General features: G+C 69.7%; 18 protein-coding genes and 3 rRNA genes. 11 read left to right on the forward strand and 10 right to left on the reverse strand.

Annotation, left to right across the window (positions count from 1 at the left end; all coding sequences use genetic code 11):
* Positions 1 to 46 precede the first annotated feature (46 nt).
* The 3 genes from BX285_RS03000 to BX285_RS03010 are packed head-to-tail and all read left to right on the forward strand — an operon-like array spanning position 47 to position 3,221.
* A complete protein-coding gene (locus BX285_RS03000; RefSeq protein ID WP_121174396.1) occupies positions 47 to 1,291 on the forward strand; it encodes a DUF2092 domain-containing protein in 1,245 nt (414 codons plus the stop codon).
* Between the two features lie 3 nt (positions 1,292 to 1,294).
* Complete coding sequence (locus BX285_RS03005) at positions 1,295 to 2,359, forward strand: ABC transporter ATP-binding protein (RefSeq protein ID WP_121174397.1); 1,065 nt, start codon at positions 1,295 to 1,297, stop codon at positions 2,357 to 2,359.
* Positions 2,346 to 3,221, forward strand: a complete 876-nt coding sequence (locus BX285_RS03010; protein ID WP_097236544.1) for an ABC transporter permease — start codon at positions 2,346 to 2,348, stop codon at positions 3,219 to 3,221. Before BX285_RS03005 ends, BX285_RS03010 begins: the two co-directional genes overlap by 14 nt.
* Before the next feature lie 6 nt (positions 3,222 to 3,227).
* Here BX285_RS03010 and rarD read toward each other — a convergent pair whose 3' ends face one another.
* On the reverse strand, positions 3,228 to 4,205 hold the full coding sequence (gene rarD, locus BX285_RS03015) for an EamA family transporter RarD (RefSeq protein WP_121174398.1): 978 nt from the start codon (positions 4,203 to 4,205) through the stop codon (positions 3,228 to 3,230).
* A gap of 182 nt (positions 4,206 to 4,387) precedes the next feature.
* Positions 4,388 to 5,242 (reverse strand): SDR family oxidoreductase, encoded by an 855-nt coding sequence (locus BX285_RS03020; RefSeq protein ID WP_121174399.1) that lies wholly within the window; start codon positions 5,240 to 5,242, stop codon positions 4,388 to 4,390.
* Positions 5,243 to 5,348: 106 nt separating this feature from the next.
* Between BX285_RS03020 and BX285_RS03025 the strand changes: the two genes are divergently transcribed.
* Positions 5,349 to 5,765 (forward strand): helix-turn-helix domain-containing protein, encoded by a 417-nt coding sequence (locus BX285_RS03025; RefSeq protein ID WP_121174400.1) that lies wholly within the window; start codon positions 5,349 to 5,351, stop codon positions 5,763 to 5,765.
* On the opposite strand, the gene BX285_RS03030 is transcribed toward BX285_RS03025, so the two are convergent.
* Positions 5,752 to 6,519 carry a TetR/AcrR family transcriptional regulator gene (locus tag BX285_RS03030; protein WP_097236548.1) on the reverse strand — a complete coding sequence of 256 codons (768 nt, stop codon included), beginning with the start codon at positions 6,517 to 6,519 and terminating at the stop codon, positions 5,752 to 5,754. The two genes, BX285_RS03025 and BX285_RS03030, sit on opposite strands and share 14 nt — an antisense overlap.
* A 97-nt stretch (positions 6,520 to 6,616) precedes the next feature.
* Here BX285_RS03030 and BX285_RS03035 point away from each other — a divergent pair, with 97 nt between their 5' ends.
* Positions 6,617 to 6,829, forward strand: coding sequence for a DUF6011 domain-containing protein (locus BX285_RS03035; protein ID WP_121174401.1), 213 nt, complete (start codon positions 6,617 to 6,619; stop codon positions 6,827 to 6,829).
* A gap of 30 nt (positions 6,830 to 6,859) precedes the next feature.
* Here the strand turns inward: BX285_RS03035 and BX285_RS03040 are convergent, their stop codons facing one another.
* A complete protein-coding gene (locus tag BX285_RS03040) occupies positions 6,860 to 8,818 on the reverse strand; it encodes a hypothetical protein (RefSeq protein ID WP_121174402.1) in 1,959 nt (652 codons plus the stop codon).
* A gap of 374 nt (positions 8,819 to 9,192) precedes the next feature.
* On the opposite strand from BX285_RS03040, the gene BX285_RS03045 reads away from it, so the two are divergent.
* The 3 genes from BX285_RS03045 to BX285_RS03055 all read left to right on the forward strand — a co-directional run bounded on the left by BX285_RS03045 (position 9,193) and on the right by BX285_RS03055 (position 11,486).
* On the forward strand, positions 9,193 to 9,942 hold the full coding sequence (locus BX285_RS03045) for a DUF6215 domain-containing protein (protein ID WP_147465098.1): 750 nt from the start codon (positions 9,193 to 9,195) through the stop codon (positions 9,940 to 9,942).
* A 195-nt stretch (positions 9,943 to 10,137) separates the two neighbouring features.
* Entirely contained in the window at positions 10,138 to 10,809 is a 672-nt protein-coding gene (locus BX285_RS03050) for a DsbA family oxidoreductase (RefSeq protein WP_097236552.1), read from the forward strand.
* 107 nt (positions 10,810 to 10,916) lie between these two features.
* Positions 10,917 to 11,486, forward strand: a complete 570-nt coding sequence (locus tag BX285_RS03055; protein ID WP_259470418.1) for a DUF664 domain-containing protein — start codon at positions 10,917 to 10,919, stop codon at positions 11,484 to 11,486.
* A 129-nt stretch (positions 11,487 to 11,615) separates the two neighbouring features.
* Here BX285_RS03055 and BX285_RS03060 read toward each other — a convergent pair whose 3' ends face one another.
* From BX285_RS03060 to BX285_RS03070, 3 genes are read right to left on the reverse strand one after another with little or no spacing between them, the layout of a single operon-like run.
* On the reverse strand, positions 11,616 to 12,065 hold the full coding sequence (locus tag BX285_RS03060; RefSeq protein ID WP_097236554.1) for a hypothetical protein: 450 nt from the start codon (positions 12,063 to 12,065) through the stop codon (positions 11,616 to 11,618).
* A gap of 5 nt (positions 12,066 to 12,070) precedes the next feature.
* Positions 12,071 to 12,793, reverse strand: coding sequence for a YafY family protein (locus tag BX285_RS03065; RefSeq protein WP_121174405.1), 723 nt, complete (start codon positions 12,791 to 12,793; stop codon positions 12,071 to 12,073).
* Between the two features lie 10 nt (positions 12,794 to 12,803).
* Positions 12,804 to 13,742 carry an alpha/beta hydrolase gene (locus BX285_RS03070; protein WP_121174406.1) on the reverse strand — a complete coding sequence of 313 codons (939 nt, stop codon included), beginning with the start codon at positions 13,740 to 13,742 and terminating at the stop codon, positions 12,804 to 12,806.
* 221 nt (positions 13,743 to 13,963) lie between these two features.
* On the opposite strand from BX285_RS03070, the gene BX285_RS03075 reads away from it, so the two are divergent.
* From BX285_RS03075 to BX285_RS03085, 3 genes are read left to right on the forward strand one after another with little or no spacing between them, the layout of a single operon-like run.
* Positions 13,964 to 14,959 carry a hypothetical protein gene (locus tag BX285_RS03075; RefSeq protein ID WP_147465099.1) on the forward strand — a complete coding sequence of 332 codons (996 nt, stop codon included), beginning with the start codon at positions 13,964 to 13,966 and terminating at the stop codon, positions 14,957 to 14,959.
* Between the two features lie 35 nt (positions 14,960 to 14,994).
* Positions 14,995 to 16,002 (forward strand): hypothetical protein, encoded by a 1,008-nt coding sequence (locus BX285_RS03080; RefSeq protein ID WP_147465100.1) that lies wholly within the window; start codon positions 14,995 to 14,997, stop codon positions 16,000 to 16,002.
* A gap of 37 nt (positions 16,003 to 16,039) precedes the next feature.
* The gene (locus BX285_RS03085) at positions 16,040 to 17,047 is read left to right on the forward strand and encodes a hypothetical protein (RefSeq protein WP_147465101.1); all 1,008 of its coding nucleotides are present in this window, start codon (positions 16,040 to 16,042) and stop codon (positions 17,045 to 17,047) included.
* A 390-nt stretch (positions 17,048 to 17,437) separates the two neighbouring features.
* Here BX285_RS03085 and rrf read toward each other — a convergent pair.
* From rrf to BX285_RS03100, 3 genes are all read right to left on the reverse strand, one after another.
* Positions 17,438 to 17,554 (reverse strand): 5S ribosomal RNA (gene rrf, locus BX285_RS03090).
* A gap of 71 nt (positions 17,555 to 17,625) precedes the next feature.
* Positions 17,626 to 20,745, reverse strand: a 23S ribosomal RNA gene (locus BX285_RS03095).
* A gap of 275 nt (positions 20,746 to 21,020) precedes the next feature.
* A 16S ribosomal RNA gene (locus tag BX285_RS03100) occupies positions 21,021 to 22,544 on the reverse strand.
* Together the 16S, 23S and 5S rRNA genes form the textbook arrangement of a ribosomal RNA operon.
* Between the last annotated feature and the right edge of the window lie 118 nt (positions 22,545 to 22,662).

Consider the following 22,662-nt stretch of genomic DNA (forward strand, 5'->3'; position numbering starts at 1 on the left):
AGGGGCAGGCGCAACCGCACGTGTTCGCAGAGGAGTTGAGGACGCCATGACCAATGAGACGGTGACGGGTGACGGCCCGGACGGCGGGGTGCCGTACCGCTCGCGCCGGCGCGTACTGATGCGCGCCGGCGTGCCGCTGGCGGTGGGCGCGGTGATCGCCGCGGGGGTCGGGCTGGTGCCCGCGCTGGCCGCCGACTCCGCCCCCGACCTGCCGTCGCTGACGGCGGAGCAGGTGGTCGCCAGGGCGCTCGGCTCCCAGGCCCAGGCCCTGTCCGGGACGGTCTCGATCAGCACCGACCTCGGCCTGCCCACCCAGCTGCTGAGCGGGGTCGGCGGGATCACCGCGGCGGCCGGGCAGGGCGGGCAGAGCGCCGGCTCCTCGGCGGATCCGCAGACCAAGCTGCTCGGCCTGCTGGGCGGCGACCGGACCCTGCGGGTCGCGGTGGACGGCCCGGAGCGCCAGCGGGTCGACGTCATGGAGAACATGGCCGGCTACACCGTGGTCCGCAACGGCGACCAGTCCTGGGCCTGGGACAGCTCCACCAACAGCGCCGTGCACCTGAGCGGAGCGGCGGCCCAGCTCGCCCGCAAGCACGCCGACCAGCACCCCGGCGCGCCGCTGACCGAGCTGCCCACCACCCCGCAGGAGGCCGCCCGGCAGTTCCTGGCCGCGAGCGCCGGCACCACCTCGGTCACCGTCACCGGGACGGCGAGCGTGGCCGGGCAGAAGGCCTACCAGCTGAGCGTCAAGCCGACCCAGTCCGGTTCGACCGTCGCCGAGGTCCGGATCGCGGTGGCCGCCGACAACGGCGTGCCGCTCGCGGTGGCGGTGAAGTCCACCGACGGCAGCACCGTCTTGGACGTCCGCTTCACCGACGTCTCCTTCGCCGAGCCGGCCGCCAAGACCTTCGACTTCACCGTGCCCAAGGGCGCCAAGGTGACGGAGAAGAAGGCGGAGGACGCGATCAAGGAAGGCACGGCGGCGGGCTCCGAGGCCAAGGCGCACGGCAACGGGAGCGGCAACGGGGACGCGAACGTGATCGGCGAGGGCTGGACGACCGTGGTCTCCGCCCGACTGCCCGGCAGCGTCGAGGCGCCGAAGGGCGACGGCAAGCACGGCGGCCGCGGGTCGGTGAACCCGCAGGGGCTGATCAAGTCGCTCGGCAAGCCGGTCGACGGCGGCACCCTGATCGGCACCAAGGTCGTCAACGTCCTGCTCACCGACGACGGCCGGGTCTTCGCCGGCGCGGTGACCCTGCCGGTCCTGCAGCACGCCGCCGGGGTGAACTGACGGATGACCAAGGCTCCCGTAACGGGGGACGTTACGGAGTCGGCCGGGGGTCCGGGCGCCGAGCCGCGCCCGGCCCCCGTTCCCGTTCCTCCCGCCTCTCCCGCCGCCTCTCCCGCCGCTTCCACCGCCGATGACGTGATCAGGACCCGCGGCCTGACCAAGCGCTTCCGGGGCGGCCAGCTCGCCGTGGACGGCCTGGACCTGTCCGTGCCGCGCGGCTCCGTCTTCGGCTTCCTGGGCCCCAACGGCTCCGGCAAGACCACCACCATCCGGATGCTGATGGGCCTGATCGCCCCCACCTCGGGCACGGCCACCGTCCTCGGCGAGTCGATGCCGCAGTCCGTCGCCACCGTGCTGCCCCGGGTCGGCGCGCTGATCGAGGGCCCGGCGCTGTACGGCTTCCTCTCCGGCCGGGACAACCTGGCCCGCTTCGACGCCGCCGACCCGACCGCCGATCCGCGCACAAGGCGCCGGCGGGTCGACGCGGCGCTGGAGCGAGTCGGCCTGGCCGCGGCGGCGGGCAAGAAGGCCCGCGCGTACTCGCTGGGCATGAAGCAACGCCTGGGCCTCGCCTCCGCACTGCTGCAGCCGCGCGAGCTGCTGGTGCTGGACGAGCCCACCAACGGGCTGGACCCGCAGGGCATGCGGGAGATCCGGGCGCTGGTCCGGGAGGTCGCGGCGGAGGGCACCACGGTGTTCCTCTCCTCGCACCTGCTGGACGAGATCGAGCAGGTCTGCACCCACGCGGCGGTCATGTCCCGGGGCCGGCTGGTGGTACAGGGCACCGTCGCCGAGCTGGCCGCCCGGGCGCAGGGCCGGCTGGTGGTCCGCACCCCGGACGTGGCCCGGGCCGCCGAGGTGCTGGCGGCCCACCAGGTCACCGGCCTGGTGCCCGGCGAGGAGCGGGTGGACGGCGAGGTGGGCGAGCGCGGCGACGAGGCGCTGCCCAGGCTGTGCGCGGCGCTGGTCGAGGCCGGGGTACGGGTGCACGGCTTCGGGCTGGAGCGGGGCACGTTGGAGGACGCCTTCGTGGCGCTGACCGGGGAGGGTTTCGATGTCGCAGGCTGAGGCGCTTCCCTTGCGCACGGGCCGGCGGCCGCAGACCGCGGCCGGGTTCCTGGCGCTGTTCCGCAACGAGCTGCACCTGACCTTCCGCCGGCTGCGCACCAAGGTGCTGCTGGGGATCCTGGCGGTGCTGCCGGTCCTGATCGGGGTGGTCGTCAAGCTCAACACCGACAGCCCGCACGAGGGCGGCGGTGGCCCGAGCTTCATCGCGCAGACCACCCAGAACGGGCTGTTCCTGGTGTTCACGGCGCTGGCCGTGGCGCTGCCGGTCTTCCTGCCGATGACGGTCGGCGTGGTCGCCGGGGACTCGGTGGCGGGCGAGGCGGCCACCGGGACGCTGCGCTACCTGCTGGTCGCCCCGGCCGGGCGGACCCGGCTGCTGGCCGCCAAGTTCACCGCCGGGCTGGTGTTCTGCCTGGCCGCGACGGCGGCGGTCGCGCTGGCGGCCCTGGCCACCGGCGCCGCGCTCTTCCCGCTCGGCGAGGTCACGCTGCTCTCCGGGGACACCATCGGCCTCGCCGACGCGCTGCTGCGCGCGTTGCTGGTCGCCGGGGTGGTCGCGCTCTCGCTGGCCGGACTGGTGGCGATCGGGCTGTTCGTCTCCACCCTCACCGGCAGCGGGATCGCGGCGATGGCGGCCACCGTCGGGCTGGTGATCACCGTCCAGATCCTCGACGCCTTCCCGCAGCTGGACGCGGTCAGGCCGTTCCTGTTCACGCACTACTGGCTCAGCTTCTCGGACCTCCTGCGGGAGCCGATGTACTGGGACGGCGTGCTGAAGGACCTCGGCCTGCAGGCCGCCTACGTCGCCGTGTTCGGCTCGGCGGCCTGGGCGCGCTTCACCAGCCGGGACATCAGCGCGTGAGGGCCGTCAGCGCGTGACGGCTGCCTGGGCCGTCTCCGCCGGTACGGGCTGCGGCAGCGCCGCGGCCCGCGCCGCGCGGTCGGTCCGCACCTGGCGCAGCGCGTCCCAGGTGAGCACCGCGAGCGCGGCCCAGACCAGGCCGAACCCGGCCCAGCGGGCGGGCGGCATCGACTCGTGGAAGACGGCGACCCCGATCAGGAACTGGAACACCGGCGCCAGGTACTGCAGCAGCCCGAGCACGGTCAGCGGCACCCGGACGGCCGAGGCGCCGAAGAGCAGCAGCGGGATCGCGGTGACCACCCCGCTGAGCATCAGCAGCCCGGAGTGCCCCCAGCCGTACGAGCCGGCCACCGTGTGCCCGAAGGTGCCGCGCCCGCTGACCTCCAGGTAGACCAGGTAGCCGAGGGCGAACGGGAACATGAAGGCGCTCTCCGCCGCCAGGCTCTCCAGCCCGCTCAGCCCGACCTTCTTCTTCAGCAGGCCGTAGGTGGCGAAGGAGAACGCGAGGATCAGCGCGATCCACGGCAGCCGCCCGTAGGCGACGCTCAGCACGGCGACGGCGAGGGCGCCGACGCCCACCGCCGTCCACTGCGCGACGCGCAGCCGCTCCTTGAGCACCAGGACGCCGAAGGCGATGGTGACCAGGGGGTTGATGAAGTAGCCGAGGCTGGTCTCGACGACGTGGCCGGCGTTGACGGCCCAGATGTAGACGCCCCAGTTGACCGAGATGACGGCGGCCGCGCAGGCCAGCATGGCGATCCGGCGGGGCTGGCGCAGCAGCGGGCGTATCCAGCCCCAGTGCCGCTGCGCGACGAGCAGCAGGACCACCGCGACGAGGGACCAGACCATCCGGTTGGCCAGGATGTCGTCGGCGGCGCCGGGCTCCAGCAGCGGCCAGAAGAGGGGGAAGAGCCCCCAGATGCCGTAGGCCGCGAAGCCGTACCAGAGGCCTCGGCCGCTGTCCTGCTGGTCTGTCTGTGGCATGGCCGAGTGCCCTCCCGCGCGCGCGTGTCGTCAGGTGACGGTAACCGGCGGGAGGGCAGGCTGTCATATCCGTTTCCGTATTTTGGTCATGACATTGCCCGAAGGCTGGACTCCGGACGGTCCGGGCCGGGCGCTTTCCGGGCGCCTTTCCGGGCGCCCTACCGGGTGTCCTGCCGGGTGTTTCAGGAGCTCAGCGCCGTGCGGACGGACTCGGCCAGCGGCACGGTCGGGCGGCCGATCAGCCGGGCCAGGTCGCCCGGGGTGGCGGCCAGCTCGCCGCGCGCGATGCCGGCGTCCACGTCCACGACCACGTCGGCGAAGCCCTCGGGCACCCCCGCGCCCACCAGCACCGCACGGTGCTCGGCCGGGGTGACGTCCCGGTGCACGACCGGCTTGCCCGAGGCCTGCGCCAGCTCGGCCGCCAGCTCGGACAGGCTCCAGGCGGCGTCGCCGCTCAGCTCGTACACCGCGTTCTCGTGGCCGTCGCCCGCGCCGGTCAGGACCGCGACGGCCGCGTCCGCGTAGTCCCGGCGCGGGGCGGTCGCCACCCGGCCGTCCCCCGCGCTGCCGAGCACCACGCCCCGCTCCAGCGTGCCGGACACGTCGCCCAGGTAGTTCTCGGTGTACCAGCCGTTGCGCAGCAGCGCGTACGGCAGGCCGGAGGCGAGCAGCAGGTCCTCGGTCGCCTTGTGCTCGTCGCCCAGCCGGAAGGTCGCCGTGCCCAGGATGCTGGTGTACGCGAGCAGCGCGACCCCGGCGGCCTTCGCCGCGTCGATCACCGCGCCGTGCTGGGACACCCGGCTGCCGAGCTCGTTCCCGGAGATCAGCAGCACCCGGTCGCCGGCCGCGAAGGCCCCGGCAAGCGTCTCGGGCCGGTTGTAGTCCGCCTCGTGGACCCGCACCCCCTGCTTCGCCCACTCCTCGGCCTTGGCGGCGGAGCGGACCAGGACGGCGATCTCGCTCGCCGGGACGGTGGCCAGCAGGCCCTCCACGACCAGTCGGCCGAGCTGTCCGGTGGCTCCGGTGACGACGTACATGCTGCTGCTCCCTGCGGGGTTGTCGATCTGCTTCGACACTCACCCTAGGAACGGCACCTACTTCTGGATAGTACGCACTTTGAGGTACGGTACTGGCATGGAGGTAATGGAAGAGGTCATCGCCGAGGCCGTCGAGGAGGAGCGGCCCCTGCTGGACCGGGTACCCGACGTCTACGACCGCGACTGCCCCTCGCGCGGGGTGCTGGAGCACGTCACCAGCCGGTGGGGGGTGCTGGTGCTGGTGGCCCTGCGCGAGCGCGGGTACCGCTTCAGCGAACTGCGCCGCCGGGTGTCGGGCGTCAGCGAGAAGATGCTCGCGCAGACCCTGCAGAACCTGGAGCGGGACGGCTTGGTGCTGCGCGTGGCCCACCCCGTGATCCCGCCCAGGGTCGACTACAGCCTCACCCCGCTCGGGCAGGAGGCCGCCGAGCACGTCTCGGCGCTCGCGCACTGGGTGGAGGCGCGGATGTGCGCCGTCGCCGAGGCCCGCGAGGAGTACGACGGGCGGCCTACCGCTCCTTGACCAGGGCCGCCAGGCCGTCCAGGACGCGGGCCAGGCCGAAGGCGTACGCGTGGTCCGGGCTGTACGCGCCGCCGTGCGCCGCGCCGGCGGCGGCTCCGACGCGGGCGGCCACCGGGTAGCGCTCGGGGTCGAAGACCCGGGCGAGCAGGTCGGCGTTGGCGGCCCACCACTGCTCGTCGGTCATCGCGCTGTCCTGCCGGGCGCCGCGCTCGTCGGCGGCCATCCGGGCGCAGGTCTGCACGAAGCCGAGCAGGTGGGTGAGCGCGGCGTCGAGTTCGACGTCGGGCAGGCCGGTGCCCTCGAAGGCGCGCAGCTCGTACTCGTACTTGGCCATCAGGCCGGGGCCCAGCGGCGGCCGGCTGGTGGAGACGGCGGCGACCCACGGGTGGGCGGCGTGGAGCGCGCGGTTGTCGTCCGCGACGGCGGTGACCCGGGCCCGCCAGCCCTGGTCGGCGGGGGTGCTGCGGGGCATCGTGGCGTAGACGGTGTCCAGCATCAGGTCGAGCAGTTCGGCCTTGCCGGGCACGTAGGTGTAGAGCGCCATCGGGGAGAGACCGAGCTCCTGCGCGACCCGGCGCATGGTGACGGCGTCCACGCCCTCGGCGTCCGCGAGGGCGATGGCGACGGCGGCGATCTCACCGGTCGAACGCGCCTGCCGGGGCCCGCGCCGACCGGGCTTCTCCTCGGCGGTGAGCCCCCAGAGCAGGGCGAGGGTGCGCGCCGGATCTCCTGCGCTGCTGCGGTCGGTGGCCATGGGGCCATGGTTTCACGCAGCCGCCGGCCTACCGGCCCGGGGCCTGCACGGCGCAGGGCCGTCACCGTCCCCGGTGTGCCCCGTTACCGTCTCCGGTATGACGAGCCCCGACCCGGCCCCTCTTCCGGCCCCGCTCCCCGGCACGGACACCGCGCGGACCCTCCGGACCCGGGTGACCTGCCGCCGCTGCCACCGGCCGCTGCACGACCCGGAGTCGCGGATGCTGCGGTTGGGGCCGGAGTGCCGCGACCCGGCGGAGCGGGTCGCCCGGTTCGACGTCGACCAGGACCCGCTGCCGGGCGTCGGGTAGCGCGGGGGCGCCGGGCTCCCCGGTGGGGTGTCAGCCGCGGCCGAGGAGCCGGCCGAGGAAGCCGGGGCGCTGCGGCGCCCGGGCCGGTTCCGGCTCGGGCGCCGCAGCCGGCTTGGGTTCGGGCTCGGGCTCGGGAGCGGCCGTATCGGCCTCCTCGGTCTCGTCTGCCGCTCGGTCGTCGACGGCGTCCTCGGCGCGGATGGCCGCCCGGGCGAGGTCGAGGTCGGCGAGCGGCAGCCAGGGCGCGGCGAGCACCAGCCGGCAGACCGAGCGCAGGACCGTCACCACCCGGGTGTGCCGGGCGTCGACGCAGTGGTTCAGCAGGGTCCGGAGCTGGGCGGCGATGTCGCCGCGGGTCTCCGGGTGCGTCCAGCCGATCGCGACGAGCGCGAAGCCGGCCGCCTCGGCGACCCAGTCCTCGGGCCCGAGCAACAGGTCGCGCAGCACGCGGCGGCGGTCGGAGCCCCGCCAGGGCTGGTCGGTGCGGTGGTGGGCGATGCCCAGGCAGGTGAAGGCCTGGACGGCGCGCACCCAGAGTTCGGGCTGGTGGGCGAGCAGGGCCCGGCCGAGCTCGTCCTCGCGCGGCTGCGGCGGGTGGGCGAGGACGCCGAGCAGGTCGGCGAGCGGCAGCCCCGCGAGGCGGACGGCCTCGTCGTAGGCCGCGGGGATGCTCGGCCAGACGATCCCGGTGATGGCGCGGACGAGTTCGGCGCTCTCGGGTGCGGGCGGGGCGACGGCGGGCCGCGGGTCGGTGCCGTCCCAGGTCCAGATCCGGGTGGCGGTCTCGGTCAGCGGCTGCCGGGGGTCGGGCGTGCCGACGGACTGGTAGACCACGGTGCAGCGCGGCAGGGCGAGCTGCAGGGCCAGCTGTGAGCTGGGCGGTTCGAGGGTGGAGACGGTGCAGTCGATCTCGGTGTCACGGTCGGTGTCGGCCGCTGCGAGCACCTGGTGCAGCAGGTTGACGGTGGCTTCCGAGGTGCCGGGGACCATGCCGAGCCACGGCTCCTGGTGGCTCAGCCGGGCCAGCAGGTCCTGGGCGTACTGGTGGTCGGGGTGGGCGCGGTGGTGGTCGGCCAGGCCGAGCAGGTGGGCCGGGTCGCCGTCGAGCGCGTGGCGCAGCCCGTACCGGGCCGGGGCGGCCTTGGGGTGGTCGGGCTCGGTGGCGAGCACCCGGTCCAGCCAGGGCAGGCCTTCGGCGGCGCGGCCGAGGGCGCCGTACAGTTCGGCGACGTCGACGGCGAGGTAGCTGCCGGAGTCGTCCATCTCGCGCCCGGAGCGCGCCAGTTCGGCCTCCCAGACGGCGAGCGCCCGTTCCGGCCGACCGTCCGCGCGCAGGGCGTTGCCGAGCATCACGGCGGGCAGGTAGCCGGGGGCCAACCGGTGGGACCGTTCGGCGAGTTCGACGGCCCGGGCGGTGGCACCGAGGCGGCGGGTCAGACCGGAGGCCATCGCCGGGAGCATCGCGTGGTCGCCGTGGCGGGCCAGGACGGCCTGCACGAAGGTGTCGAAGGGCCGTACCGCGTCCGCCAGTTCGTCGGGGAGCGGGTCGGGCAGTGCGCCGGCCGCGCGGGCCACCGCCTGGGCGATCGCGTCCGGGTCGACCAGGCCGGGCAGGTCCTCGCGGGCGAGCCAGACGGTGTGCGCCCAGGGGCGGGCCGGCTCGTACTGGATGGCGGAGGCGAGCAGGCCGACCGCCGCGTCCCAGTCCCCGGCAGCGGCCTCCACATGGGCCCGGCAGGCGACCGTGCCGAGGTACACCTCGCCGTCCAGCGGGAACAGGTCGCGCGCGGCCGCGGGGCCGCCGGCGGCGGCGCACAACTCGGCCAGTGCCTCGTGCAGTTCGGGCAGTTGCGGGTCGTTGAGGATCGCGTCGGCGAGGTGGTCGGCGGCGTGCGCGAGGTCCCCGGAGTCGATCGCCAGCCGGGCGACCGCGACCTCCCCCTCGGCCGCCAGCCGCTCGTCGTCCCCGTCCGTGTGACTGACGTTCATGTCCCCGTTCCCCCCGGTCGCGTCCCCCCGCTCCGAAGGAGGCTATCCGGTGCGGGCCGATGTCCCGCGTTCACCCCGACGGCGGGTCGCCGCCAACTTCCGGATCGGATACGACTCTTAGGGGTGGCTCCGGCCTCCGAAGGACGCGGATCGCGGCTCTCCTGCCGCCCACCTCCGTCGAGCGCCGGAGCAGGAAGCCGGGCGAGCCGACTTCCTGCTCCGCAGACCCGGCCGTACGGAGGAGTCGGGCAGCGTCTGCGCAGGTCACGGACATGGGGGGCGCGGATTCGCTGCCGCCGGGCCGACGCTACGATCAGCCCCGCTCACGGGGCCCTCGGATGGTCGGGGGCGAGCGTCTCGAACGGGGAACCACGGTGGAAAGCGACACGGCCGGCGCGGCCGACAACGTCGACCAGGTCACGGCGGACACGGAAGGCACGGAGCCCACGCAAGGCACCGGCCAGGTCGCCGACGACGTCGACGACGCCGGCCGGGACGGCGCCCGGCGCAAGGACCGGGCCGGCCTGCAGCTGGCGGCCGCGGTGGTGCTGGTCGCCGGTGTGATGGCCGGCCTGTGGGGGATGGGCCTCCTCGGCACTCCCCCGGCGGAGGACGAGAAGCCGGTCGCCTGTGACGCCGCCCGGCCGACGGACCGGCCCGGGTACCCGGCGCTGTGCGCCGCGCTCAACCGCCCCGACCTGCCCGCTCTGCTGGGCACTCCGGAGGACCGCGTCACCACCGCGCACCCGGCGCCCATCGTCTTCGGCAACGACGTCATGGTGGAGGTGCGCCTCAAGTCCACCGTCGCCACCCTGATGGACAGCAACACCTCGGTCGAGGACATGCTCGGCATGCCGCAGTTCTTCGCCAAGCCGGCCACCGTCCTCGGCCACCCCGCCGCGACCTACTGGTCCAACGCGATGCCACTCATCCCCGGCCCCGACGCGAAGGCCGGCCCCGCGACGCGGAACCTGGTCGTCGCGCAGGATCCCAAGGCTCCCGGCGGCCGGGCCTACGAGTTCGTCGTCTTCCGCCAGGACGGCCGCTCTCCCGACGAAGCGGCCCTCAACCGGCTCGCCGAAACGATCCTGCCCACCCTCCCCGGCTGGATCCCGGCACCGTAGGACGAGCCCGCAGGACAGCGCTCCGGAGCAGGAAGTCGGGTGGGCCGACTTCCTGCTCGGGATCGGCCACGGCGGGGGACCTGGCGGCGGGGCCCACACCTGAACATTTCATGACGAGAAATATTCAGGTTCCGGAGCGTGTTGTTCCGGCCGTCGACGCGGGAAGGACCCGCGCGACGGAAGGAGCCCTGCACCGTGCGCGTCGAAGTGTGGAGTGACATCAACTGCCCGTGGTGCTACATCGGCAAGGCCCGGTTCGAGCAGGCACTGGAGGCGTTCCCGCACCGCGAGGAGGTCGAGGTCGTCCACCGCTCCTTCGAGCTGGACCCGCGCGCCCCGCGCCAGGCCCGTCCGGTCATCCCGCTGCTCGCCGCCAAGTACGGGATGAGCCTGGAGCAGGCCGAGGCGGCGGAGGCGCGGATCGCCGAGAACGCCCGCGGCGAGGGCCTGCCGTACCTGAGCGGCGGGCGCGACGCGGCGAACTCCTTCGACATGCACCGCCTGCTGCACTTCGCCAAGGAGCACGGCCGGCAGGCGCAGCTGCTGGACGCCCTGTACCGGGCGAACTTCGCCGAGGAGCGCTCGGCGTTCGAGGAGGGGCGGCTGGTCGAGCTGGCCGTCGAGGCGGGCCTGGACGGCGAGGCGGCGGCCGCCGTCCTGGCCGATCCGGAGGCCTACGCGGAGGCGGTGCGCGAGGACGAGACCACGGCGAGCGCGATGGGGGCGACGGGCGTGCCGTTCTTCGTCCTGGACCGGCGGCTCGGCGTCTCGGGCGCCCAGCCTGCGGAAACGTTCACCCGGGCCCTGGAGCAGGCCTGGGAGAGCCGCGTCACGGCGCCGCTGACGCCCCTCACGCCGAAGCAGTGACGACGGGCTCGGAGCAGGAAGTCGGCCCGTCCGACTTCCTGCTCCGGGGCTGATCCCGGCTGACAGAATTCCGCCCCATGACACCTGCCTCGCCGATGACACCTGCCGTGCCCGCGACACCAGCCGTGCCCGCGACACCCGCCGTGCCCGCAACACCCGCCGTGCCCGCACCGAGCCCGCGCCTGTCCGACCCCCAGGACCTCCTGCTCGGCTACCTCGACCACCTCCGCGCGATGATCGCCGCCAAGATCGCGGCCATGCCCGAGGCCGACCTGCGCACCAGCCTCCTGCCCTCGGGCTGGAGCCCGCTCGAACTGCTCAAGCACCTGGTCCACATGGAACGGCGATGGCTGCGCTGGGGCTTCCTCGGCGAGCCCGTACCGGCACCGCACGGCGACAAGGACGCCTCCGGGCGGTGGCACGTCGGCCCGGACGAGACCGCGGCCGAGCTGATCGCGGCCCTGCACGCCGGAGGCCAGCAGACCCGCGCCATCGTCACCGGAACGCCCCTCGCCACCGACAGCGCCACCGGGGGCCGCTTCCCCGCCGACGGCCAGGCGCAGCCGCCGACGCTCGGCTGGATCCTCTTCCACGTCCTGCAGGAGTACGCACGCCACTCGGGCCATCTCGACATCGTGCACGAGCTCGGTTCGGGGGCGCCCCACCCCGCCGGGTAGCCGGAGCCGCGGAACCTCGCCACGCCGCGGCCGCCCGTGAACAGGAAGTCGGCCGGTCCGACTTCCTGCTCCGGGCCGCCCCCGGGGCCGGCGTCGGCGCGGGAAGTCCTCCGGTCTTCTGCCGGTCTGCTAGTCGTAGAAGAACTGCCGCAGGTCCTCCGCCGAGCCGGGTCCGCTGAGGAAGGCCTCGACCTTGACGACCTCCCGGGCGGGCGGCGGGCCGTCCACGGGCAGTCGCCGCAGCCAGGCCTCCGCCTGCTCGCCGACCGCGTGGATGGCGCAGAGCAGTTCGGCCATGCCCGCCGGCCGGGGCGGGGTCACGCCGTCGACGGGCCGGAGCTGCCAGCCCCCGGCCCGGGCCGCGCGCCGGATCGTGCCCGCCCAGGACGCCAGCCGGTCGAGCCGGGCGGGCCAGGGGATGTCGGCGGAGGGATCCAGGTACGCCGGAACCGCGGCGGCGATCTCGTCCGTCGCCCGGCGTTCGAGGGGCGTCCGGGTCCACCGGCCCTCCTGGGCGTCCTCGATGGCGGCGTCCCACCACTCCCAGGCGCTGTGCAGACGGGTCTCGAAGGCGTCCATGCGGGTCAGGCTATTGCCACCGGGAGCGGGCCCAGCGCGGTGGGCCGTACGGCACCCGCGGCGGCCGAGCCGCTGAGCAGTTCGGCCAGGTCGTGGGGCTGCGCCCGTTCGCCGGTCGGGGCCGCGGCCGTGATCCGGTCCAGCCGGAAGCCGCGGCCGGCCCGGCGGGTGCGGCACCAGGCGATGAGGTACCAGCGGCCGTCGGCGGCGAGCAGCCCGGCCGGTTCGACGGCCCGGTCGCTCTCGTGCCCGGCCGCGTCGCGGTAGGACAGCAGCAGCACCGTGCCCTCGGCGAGGGCCCGTTCCACGGCCGTACGGATCGCGGAGTCGCCCGGCCTGGGCAGTGTGACGATCCGCCGGGCGAGTTCCCGGGCCGCCGCTGCCGCGGGGCCGGCCATGGCGGCCTCGATCTTCTGGGCCGCGCTGCGGGCCGCGTCGGCGTACGGGGTGGCGGCGTCGACGGCGGCGAGTGCGGTGGTCAGGGCCGAGGCCTCGCCGGCGGTGAGGTGGATCGGGGGCAGGGTCATCCCCGGGTCGATCGACCAGCCGCCGCCCCGCCCGGGTACCGCACGGACCGGGATCCGGGCCGCCATCAGTGCCTGGAGGTCGCGTTGGACGGTCCTGGTGCTGACCTCGAACCGCGCGGCGAGCGCCGCGACCGTCACCGGCCGTGGCGCCGCCGCCCGCAGCTCCTCCACCAACGCGTACAGCCGAGCGGTTCGGTTCATGCCGCGGACGCTACCGTCCTGCGAAGGCCAGGAAGTCCCGCTCCCGCCGCAGTTCCCGCTCGGTGACGGCCAGCGGGAACAGGGTGAAGCCGTGCATCGCGCCCGCGACGACGCCGAGTTGCACGGGCGCGCCGGCCGCCTCCCACCGGGCGGCCAGGAACAGCGAGTCGTCCAGCAGCGGGTCCTCGGTGCCGACGACGATCCTGGCGGGCGGCAGCCCCGTCAGGTCGGCGAACAGCGGCGAGACCTCCGGGCTGCGGCGCTCCTCCTCCCCCATCCCGGGCGTGAACAGGGCGTAACTGCCGTGGAGGGCATCGGTGTTGCTCAGCAGCGGGCGCGGTCCGAAGGCGCGCTGGCTCGGCGTCATCGACAGGTCGTAGGGGCCGAACAGCAGCTGGGCGGCCCGGAACGCGCCGGTGATGCCGTGCCGGTCGCGCAGCCGCAGCAGCGTCACGACACTGAGGTGGGCGCCGGCCGACTCCCCGCCGATCAGCAGCCGTTCGGTGCCGAACTCGGCTGCCGCGTGCTGCACCAGCCACCGGGCGGCGGCCTCGCAGTCGTCGGGCCCGGCGGGGAACGGGTGCTCCGGAGCGAGGCGGTAGTCGACGCTCACCACGGCCAGCCGCGCCTGCTCGGCGAGGTGCCACAGTCGCTCGTCCTGCCCGTCCGCGGACCCGAACGCCCAACCGCCGCCGTGGATGTGGAGGTACGCGCCCTCGACGCGCTCCGGCACGAAGACCCGCACCTTCACTCCGCCCCCGACCGTGCGGTCCCGGCCCTGCGGCAGCCGCAGCGGCGGCGCGTCCCCGGCGAGCCGGTTGCGCCGCAGGAGCGCCAGGGTGGCCGGGTCGAGCCCCCGTCCGCGAGCCGGGCGGCTCGCGGCGGCGGCCTCGAACTGCGCGTTGAAGGCGAGGGTTTCGGGCAGGCAGTCCTCATCGGTGATCGTCATGCGGTCGAGCGTCGCAGCCGTCCGCGACAGCGTGCTGTCACCCTTTTGCCGTGACCCGCGTCACACCTGTCCGTCGATATCAGGCCAGCGGAGATCATCCCCAACTCGCCTACACCACACCTGAGTTGTTTCCTCCTCACGCAAACTGCTTCCCGCAGCCCGTACGTCCTGTCAGGGTCGATCGGCGCAAGGTTCATTCCTTACGACGAAGGGCAGACCCCTTGTTCAAGCGACGAAGCGCCTCCGTGCTCGCGGCTGCGGCGATCACGACGGCACTCGGCCTCGTCCCGGTCGGCACCGCCCAGGCGGCGCCCCAGGCGGCCTGCGCGTGGCAGAAGACGGCGTGGGAACTGCCGGCCGGCACCAACGACGGCTTCATGTACGGCACCGACGGCGCCCGGTACGGAGTCGGCCTCACCGGGACGATGAACATCCGCTTCCCGTACGACATCAAGAACGGGCTGGCGACGCTGTGGGACAACGGGAAGGTCGTGCTGCGACTCCCCGCGGGCACCCACGTGACGGATGTCAACTCCTCCGGCCTGATGGCGGGCTACACCGGCAGGCAGGCCGTGACGGTGAGCCCGACCGGGAAGACGACTCCACTGCCGACCGACCCGACGTGGAGCGACGCCACCGCCAAGGTGATCAACAACGCCGGTGACATCGCCGGGATCGCCTCGACCGGCACGAAGAGCATCCTGGTGGTGTGGCCGGCCGGCGCCCCCGGAACGTACCGCGAACTGCCCCTGCCCACGACCGGCTACCTCACCGTCACCGACATCGACGAGCAGGGCCGCGTCATCGGGGAGGTCGGCTCCGTCGGCTACGTCGCGGACCTCAACGGCCAGTCGCACGCGCTCGCCACGAAGGGCACCAACCCCCGCAGCACCCCGAGGGCGATCCGGGACGGCCGCATCGTCGGCGACATCACCAGCGACACGGCCAACACCGAGGCCGAGTGGGACGCCCAGGGCGCCCTGGTGCGGACCATCGGCGGTGGCGCCCGATCGGGCACGGCCATCGGCGGCAACGGAACCGTCGGCGGCCAGGCGTACGTCGCGTCGGCCACCCGGGCCGTCCTGTGGAGCAACGGCGTGGTCTCGGACTCGCTGCCCACGGTCGGGCAGTTCTTCAGCATCAGCGCGATCAGCACCGACGAGAAGAAGCTCATCGGCAACGAGGCCGGTTACCCCAGCAGCTACACCTGCTCCTGAGCTCCAGGTTCATTCCTCCAAGAAGGGCGGACCCCTTGTTCAACCGACGAAGCGCCTCCGTGCTCGCGGCTGCGGCGATCACGACGGCACTCGGCCTCGTCCCGGTCGGCACCGCCCAGGCGGCGCCCCAGGCGGCCTGCGTGTGGCAGAAGACGGCGTGGGAACTGCCGACCGGCACCAACGACGCCGTCCTGTACGGAAGCGACGGGAACCGGTACGGAGTCGGCATCGCCGGCACGATGTCCACCACCTTCCCCTACGGCATCAAGAACGGGCTCGGGACGCTGTGGGACAACGGGAAGCCGGTCCTGCGGCTCTCCTCGTCCACCACCGTGGCGGACGTCAACTCGTCAGGCCTGATCGTGGGCACGGACTACGTCAACGGCACGTACACGGCCGTGAAGGTGAGTTCCACCGGGACGAAGACGGCACTGCCGTCCAACCCCGCCTGGAACGGATCGAACGCAAAGGTGATCAACAACGCCGGTGACATCGCCGGGGTCGCCTCGATCGGCACGAAGAACGTCGTGGTGGTCTGGCCGGCCAGCGCGCCGGGCACGTACCGCGAGCTGCCCGTCCCCTCGAACTACATACCCGCCGTCGACGACATCGACGAGCAGGGCCGGATCGTCGGGATCACCAACGCGGGCGGCTTCGTCATCGACCTCAACAGCCAGTGGCACACGCTCGCCGCGCAGGGCACCAACGGCACGGGCTCGCCGAACGCGATCCGGGACGGGCGCATCGTCGGCAGCATCCACAGCGACACGGCGTACTCCGAGGCCGAATGGGACTCCCAGGGCAGGCTGGTCAGGACCATCACCAACGGCGCCATCGAGGCGCGGGCCATCGGCGGCAACGGCACCGTGGGCGGCCTCGCCTTCGTCAACTCGTCTCCCCGCTCGGTCCTGTGGAGCAACGGCGTGGTCTCGGACTCGCTGTCCGCAACCTCGCAGTTCTTCCAGATCACGGCGATCAGCACCGACGAGAAGAAGCTCATCGGCAACGACGCCGGCTACCCCAGCAGCTACACCTGCTCCTGAGCTCCAGGTTCATTCCCCACCAAGAAGGGCGGATCCCTTGTTCAAGCGACGAAGCGCCTCCGTGCTCGCGGCAGCGGCGATCACGACGGCACTCGGCCTCGTCCCGGTCGGCACCGCCCAGGCGGCGACCCAGGCGGCCTGCGTGTGGCAGAAGACGGCATGGGAACTGCCGACCGGCACCAACGACGGCATCCTGTACGGAAGCGACGGCAGCCGCTACGGAGTCGGCCTCACCGGCACGATGTCCACCACCTTCCCGTACGGCATCAAGAACGGGCTCGCGACGCTGTGGGACAACGGGAAGGTCGTCCTGCGGCTTCCCTCGGGCACCAACGCGTCGGACGTCAACGCGTCCGGCCTGATGGCGGGCAGCAGCATCGTCAACAACAAGTTCACGGCCGTCAAGGTAAGCCCGACCGGGACGAAGACGGCACTGCCGTCCAACCCGACCTGGAGCGGCGCGGAGGCCAAGGTGATCAACAATGCCGGTGACATCGCCGGGGTCGCCTCGATCGGCACGAAGAGCTTCGTGGTGGTGTGGCCGGCCAGCGCGCCGGGCACGTACCGCGAACTGCCCACCCCCTCCACCAGCACCCTCATCCTCACCGACATCGACGAGCAGGGCAGGACCGTCGGGTACACCGACGCGGGCGGCTTCGTCACGGACCTCAACGGCCAGTGGCACACGCTCGCCGCGAAGGGCACCAACGCCACGGGGGAGCCGACGGCGATCCGGGACGGCCGCATCGTCGGCAGCATCAACAGCGACACGTCCTACTCCGAGGCCGAGTGGGACGCCCAGGGCACGCTGGTCAGGACCATCACCAACGGCGCCATCGAGGCGCGGGCCATCGGCGGCAGCGGCACCGTGGGCGGCCTCGCCTTCGTCAACTCGGTCTCCCGGTCGGTCCTGTGGAGCAACGGCGTGGTCTCGGACTCGCTGTCCTCGGTTTCGCAGAACTTCCAGATCACGGCGATCAGCACCGACGAGAAGAAGCTCATCGGGAACGACGCCGGCTACCCCAGCAGCTACACCTGCTCCTGAGCCATCGCGTGATCGGTACGCAGCCCCGGGCTTCCCGCCCGGGGCTGCGTTTCCGTTGTGCAGGCCTACCGGGGGCGGGGGTTGAGGCGCGCGGGTTCCAGGGGGAGTTACGGCCGGCGGCCTCACGGTAGGCGATGCGCTGGACGGCGAAGAGCAGGCGGTAGAGGTTGAGGGCGGTCTCGGAGTCGTCGGCGGCGAAGCCCAGGTGGTGGATGAAGGTTTCGAGGTCGGACCAGTCGAAGTCGTCGGGGACGGGCGGGGTGACCGGGGCGGACCCTGCCGATCGGGCCTCCTGCCGCGAATTGCCATCGAACCGGCCCTACTCACATAGGGTCCGGAAACGCGAAGAACCCCCATCCGGGATCCGGATGGGGGTTCTTCAGAAGAATTGTTCGGCGGCGTCCTACTCTCCCACAGGGTCCCCCCTGCAGTACCATCGGCGCTGTGAGGCTTAGCTTCCGGGTTCGGAATGTAACCGGGCGTTTCCCTCACGCTATGACCACCGAAACACTATGAAACTATCGACCCGCCGACAGGGCGGTCGTTGTTTCAGAACAACACAGTGGACGCGAGCAACTGAGGACAAGCCCTCGGCCTATTAGTACCGGTCAACTCCACCCCTCACAGGGCTTCCATATCCGGCCTATCAACCCAGTCGTCTACTGGGAGCCTTACCCTCTCAAGGAGGTGGGAGTGCTCATCTCGAAGCAGGCTTCCCGCTTAGATGCTTTCAGCGGTTATCCCTCCCGAACGTAGCCAACCAGCCATGCCCTTGGCAGGACAACTGGCACACCAGAGGTTCGTCCGTCCCGGTCCTCTCGTACTAGGGACAGCCCTTCTCAACACTCCTACGCGCACAGCGGATAGGGACCGAACTGTCTCACGACGTTCTAAACCCAGCTCGCGTACCGCTTTAATGGGCGAACAGCCCAACCCTTGGGACCTACTCCAGCCCCAGGATGCGACGAGCCGACATCGAGGTGCCAAACCATCCCGTCGATATGGACTCTTGGGGAAGATCAGCCTGTTATCCCCGGGGTACCTTTTATCCGTTGAGCGACGGCGCTTCCACAAGCCACCGCCGGATCACTAGTCCCTACTTTCGTACCTGCTCGACCCGTCAGTCTCACAGTCAAGCTCCCTTGTGCACTTACACTCAACACCTGATTGCCAACCAGGCTGAGGGAACCTTTGGGCGCCTCCGTTACCCTTTAGGAGGCAACCGCCCCAGTTAAACTACCCACCAGACACTGTCCCTGATCCGGATCACGGACCCAGGTTAGACATCCAGCACGACCAGAGTGGTATTTCAACGACGACTCCACAACAACTGGCGTTGCCGCTTCAAAGTCTCCCACCTATCCTACACAAGCCGAACCGAACACCAATATCAAGCTATAGTAAAGGTCCCGGGGTCTTTCCGTCCTGCTGCGCGAAACGAGCATCTTTACTCGTAATGCAATTTCACCGGGCCTATGGTTGAGACAGTCGAGAAGTCGTTACGCCATTCGTGCAGGTCGGAACTTACCCGACAAGGAATTTCGCTACCTTAGGATGGTTATAGTTACCACCGCCGTTTACTGGCGCTTAAGTTCTCAGCTTCGCCCCACCGAAATGGAGCTAACCGGTCCCCTTAACGTTCCAGCACCGGGCAGGCGTCAGTCCGTATACATCGCCTTACGGCTTCGCACGGACCTGTGTTTTTAGTAAACAGTCGCTTCTCGCTGGTCTCTGCGGCCACCCCCAGCTCAAGGCGCAAGGCCCGTCACCAGGAATGGCCCCCCTTCTCCCGAAGTTACGGGGGCATTTTGCCGAGTTCCTTAACCATAGTTCACCCGAACGCCTCGGTATTCTCTACCTGACCACCTGAGTCGGTTTGGGGTACGGGCCGCCATGAAACTCGCTAGAGGCTTTTCTCGACAGCATAGGATCATCCACTTCACCACAATCGGCTCGGCATCAGGTCTCAGCCTTAATGTGAGGCGGATTTGCCTACCTCACGGCCTACACCCTTACCCCGGGACAACCACCGCCCGGGCTGGACTACCTTCCTGCGTCACCCCATCGCTCACCTACTACCCCGTTGGGTCACCGGCTCCACCACGTCCCATTGTCCGAAGACTCCGGGCCGGCTTCACGGGCTTAGCATCAAGAGGTTCAGCGTTGGCGCTTCAAAGCGGGTACGGGAATATCAACCCGTTGTCCATCGACTACGCCTGTCGGCCTCGCCTTAGGTCCCGACTTACCCTGGGCAGATCAGCTTGACCCAGGAACCCTTGGTCAATCGGCGCAAGAGTTTCCCACTCTTGTATCGCTACTCATGCCTGCATTCTCACTCGTATACCGTCCACGACTGGTTTCCACCGCCGCTTCACCCGGCACACGACGCTCCCCTACCCATCACAGCCTCCGTTGGGAGTATTGCTGCAATGACACGACTTCGGTGATGTGCTTGAGCCCCGCTACATTGTCGGCGCGGAATCACTTGACCAGTGAGCTATTACGCACTCTTTCAAGGGTGGCTGCTTCTAAGCCAACCTCCTGGTTGTCTCTGCGACTCCACATCCTTTCCCACTTAGCACACGCTTAGGGACCTTAGTCGGTGTTCTGGGCTGTTTCCCTCTCGACCATGGAGCTTATCCCCCACAGTCTCACTGCCACGCTCTCACTTACCGGCATTCGGAGTTTGGCTAAGGTCAGTAACCCGGTAAGGCCCATCGCCTATCCAGTGCTCTACCTCCGGCAAGAAACACGTGACGCTGCACCTAAATGCATTTCGGGGAGAACCAGCTATCACGGAGTTTGATTGGCCTTTCACCCCTAACCACAGGTCATCCCCCAGGTTTTCAACCCTGGTGGGTTCGGTCCTCCACACGGTCTTACCCGCGCTTCAACCTGCCCATGGCTAGATCACTCCGCTTCGGGTCTTGGGCATGCAACTCAGACGCCCTATTCGGACTCGCTTTCGCTACGGCTACCCCACACGGGTTAACCTCGCTACACACCGCAAACTCGCAGGCTCATTCTTCAAAAGGCACGCAGTCACGGCCCACCAGCAAGCTGATGAACGACGCTCCCACGGCTTGTAGGCACACGGTTTCAGGTACTATTTCACTCCGCTCCCGCGGTACTTTTCACCATTCCCTCACGGTACTATCCGCTATCGGTCACCAGGGAATATTTAGGCTTAGCGGGTGGTCCCGCCAGATTCACACGGGATTTCTCGGGCCCCGTGCTACTTGGGAGATGAGCAAGCAAGCCGTACAGATTTCGTCTACGGGGGTCTTACCCTCTACGCCGGACCTTTCGCATGTCCTTCGACTACCCATACGGTTTCTGACTCGCCCAGCCGCCGGCAGACGACTGAAGCTCATTCCCACAACCCCGCAATGGCAACCCCTGCCGGGTCTCACACCAAAACGGTTTAGCCTCATCCAGTTTCGCTCGCCACTACTCCCGGAATCACGGTTGTTTTCTCTTCCTGCGGGTACTGAGATGTTTCACTTCCCCGCGTTCCCTCCACACTGCCTATGTGTTCAGCAGCGGGTGACAGCCCATGACGACTGCCGGGTTTCCCCATTCGGAAACCCCCGGATCAAAGCCTGGTTGACGGCTCCCCGGGGACTATCGTGGCCTCCCACGTCCTTCATCGGTTCCTGGTGCCAAGGCATCCACCGTGCGCCCTTAAAAACTTGGCCACAGATGCTCGCGTCCACTGTGCAGTTCTCAAACAACGACCAGTCACACACCCTCAATGATCCAAAGACCACCTCAAGTGAGGCCGGCAACCACTGAGACAACGGTTACCCGTTCCCTCAGGACCCAACAACGTGCCCGACACACCCAGACCATGAATCTCTTCCACGCCGAAGCAGTACTAGGAAACACCGTCTGAACTGTGCCGAATAGTCAACGTTCCACCCATGAGCGAGCACTCCGGGACATTCGCCCGAAGCTGCTATGTGCTCCTTAGAAAGGAGGTGATCCAGCCGCACCTTCCGGTACGGCTACCTTGTTACGACTTCGTCCCAATCGCTGGTCCCACCTTCGACGGCTCCTCCCCTTACGGGTTAGGCCACCGGCTTCGGGTGTTACCGACTTTCGTGACGTGACGGGCGGTGTGTACAAGGCCCGGGAACGTATTCACCGCAGCATGCTGATCTGCGATTACTAGCAACTCCAACTTCATGGGGTCGAGTTGCAGACCCCAATCCGAACTGAGGCCGGCTTTTTGGGATTCGCTCCGCCTCACGGCATCGCAGCCCTTTGTACCGACCATTGTAGCACGTGTGCAGCCCAAGACATAAGGGGCATGATGATTTGACGTCGTCCCCACCTTCCTCCGAGTTGACCCCGGCAGTCTCCTGTGAGTCCCCATCACCCCGAAAGGCATGCTGGCAACACAGAACAAGGGTTGCGCTCGTTGCGGGACTTAACCCAACATCTCACGACACGAGCTGACGACAACCATGCACCACCTGTATACCGACCACAAGGGGGCGACTATCTCTAGCCGTTTCCGATATATGTCAAGCCTTGGTAAGGTTCTTCGCGTTGCGTCGAATTAAGCCACATGCTCCGCTGCTTGTGCGGGCCCCCGTCAATTCCTTTGAGTTTTAGCCTTGCGGCCGTACTCCCCAGGCGGGGAACTTAATGCGTTAGCTGCGGCACCGACGACGTGGAATGTCGCCAACACCTAGTTCCCAACGTTTACGGCGTGGACTACCAGGGTATCTAATCCTGTTCGCTCCCCACGCTTTCGCTCCTCAGCGTCAGTAATGGCCCAGAGATCCGCCTTCGCCACCGGTGTTCCTCCTGATATCTGCGCATTTCACCGCTACACCAGGAATTCCGATCTCCCCTACCACACTCTAGCCTGCCCGTATCGAATGCAGACCCGGGGTTAAGCCCCGGGCTTTCACATCCGACGCGACAGGCCGCCTACGAGCTCTTTACGCCCAATAATTCCGGACAACGCTCGCACCCTACGTATTACCGCGGCTGCTGGCACGTAGTTAGCCGGTGCTTCTTCTGCAGGTACCGTCACTTGCGCTTCTTCCCTGCTGAAAGAGGTTTACAACCCGAAGGCCGTCATCCCTCACGCGGCGTCGCTGCATCAGGCTTTCGCCCATTGTGCAATATTCCCCACTGCTGCCTCCCGTAGGAGTCTGGGCCGTGTCTCAGTCCCAGTGTGGCCGGTCGCCCTCTCAGGCCGGCTACCCGTCGTCGCCTTGGTAGGCCATTACCCCACCAACAAGCTGATAGGCCGCGGGCTCATCCTGCACCGCCGGAGCTTTCCACCCGAGAGCATGCGCTCCCGGGTCATATCCGGTATTAGACCCCGTTTCCAGGGCTTGTCCCAGAGTGCAGGGCAGATTGCCCACGTGTTACTCACCCGTTCGCCACTGATCCACCCCGAAGGGCTTCACCGTTCGACTTGCATGTGTTAAGCACGCCGCCAGCGTTCGTCCTGAGCCAGGATCAAACTCTCCGTGAATGTCTACCCGTAATCGGGCGGCACTCGCGTTGAGCGGCACGGCAACCACCGGAATAGGGTGATCCCGCGCACTGCGTCCTCGCTAGTGTTATTTCAAAAGGAATCTCCAACCCCAGGA

The sequence above is a fragment of the Streptomyces sp. 1114.5 genome (assembly GCF_003635085.1).
Lineage (GTDB): Bacteria > Actinomycetota > Actinomycetes > Streptomycetales > Streptomycetaceae > Kitasatospora.

Bases quoted from the DNA above. Each gene is read 5' to 3' on its own strand.
- BX285_RS03000 (WP_121174396.1), top strand. From the start codon at position 47: ATGACCAATGAGACGGTGACGGGTGACGGCCCGGACGGCGGGGTGCCG.
- BX285_RS03005 (WP_121174397.1), top strand. From the start codon at position 1,295: ATGACCAAGGCTCCCGTAACGGGGGACGTTACGGAGTCGGCCGGGGGT.
- BX285_RS03010 (WP_097236544.1), top strand. From the start codon at position 2,346: ATGTCGCAGGCTGAGGCGCTTCCCTTGCGCACGGGCCGGCGGCCGCAG.
- rarD (WP_121174398.1), bottom strand. From the start codon at position 4,205: ATGCCACAGACAGACCAGCAGGACAGCGGCCGAGGCCTCTGGTACGGC.
- BX285_RS03020 (WP_121174399.1), bottom strand. From the start codon at position 5,242: ATGTACGTCGTCACCGGAGCCACCGGACAGCTCGGCCGACTGGTCGTG.
- BX285_RS03025 (WP_121174400.1), top strand. From the start codon at position 5,349: ATGGAAGAGGTCATCGCCGAGGCCGTCGAGGAGGAGCGGCCCCTGCTG.
- BX285_RS03030 (WP_097236548.1), bottom strand. From the start codon at position 6,519: ATGGCCACCGACCGCAGCAGCGCAGGAGATCCGGCGCGCACCCTCGCC.
- BX285_RS03035 (WP_121174401.1), top strand. From the start codon at position 6,617: ATGACGAGCCCCGACCCGGCCCCTCTTCCGGCCCCGCTCCCCGGCACG.
- BX285_RS03040 (WP_121174402.1), bottom strand. From the start codon at position 8,818: ATGAACGTCAGTCACACGGACGGGGACGACGAGCGGCTGGCGGCCGAG.
- BX285_RS03060 (WP_097236554.1), bottom strand. From the start codon at position 12,065: ATGGACGCCTTCGAGACCCGTCTGCACAGCGCCTGGGAGTGGTGGGAC.
- BX285_RS03065 (WP_121174405.1), bottom strand. From the start codon at position 12,793: ATGAACCGAACCGCTCGGCTGTACGCGTTGGTGGAGGAGCTGCGGGCG.
- BX285_RS03070 (WP_121174406.1), bottom strand. From the start codon at position 13,742: ATGACGATCACCGATGAGGACTGCCTGCCCGAAACCCTCGCCTTCAAC.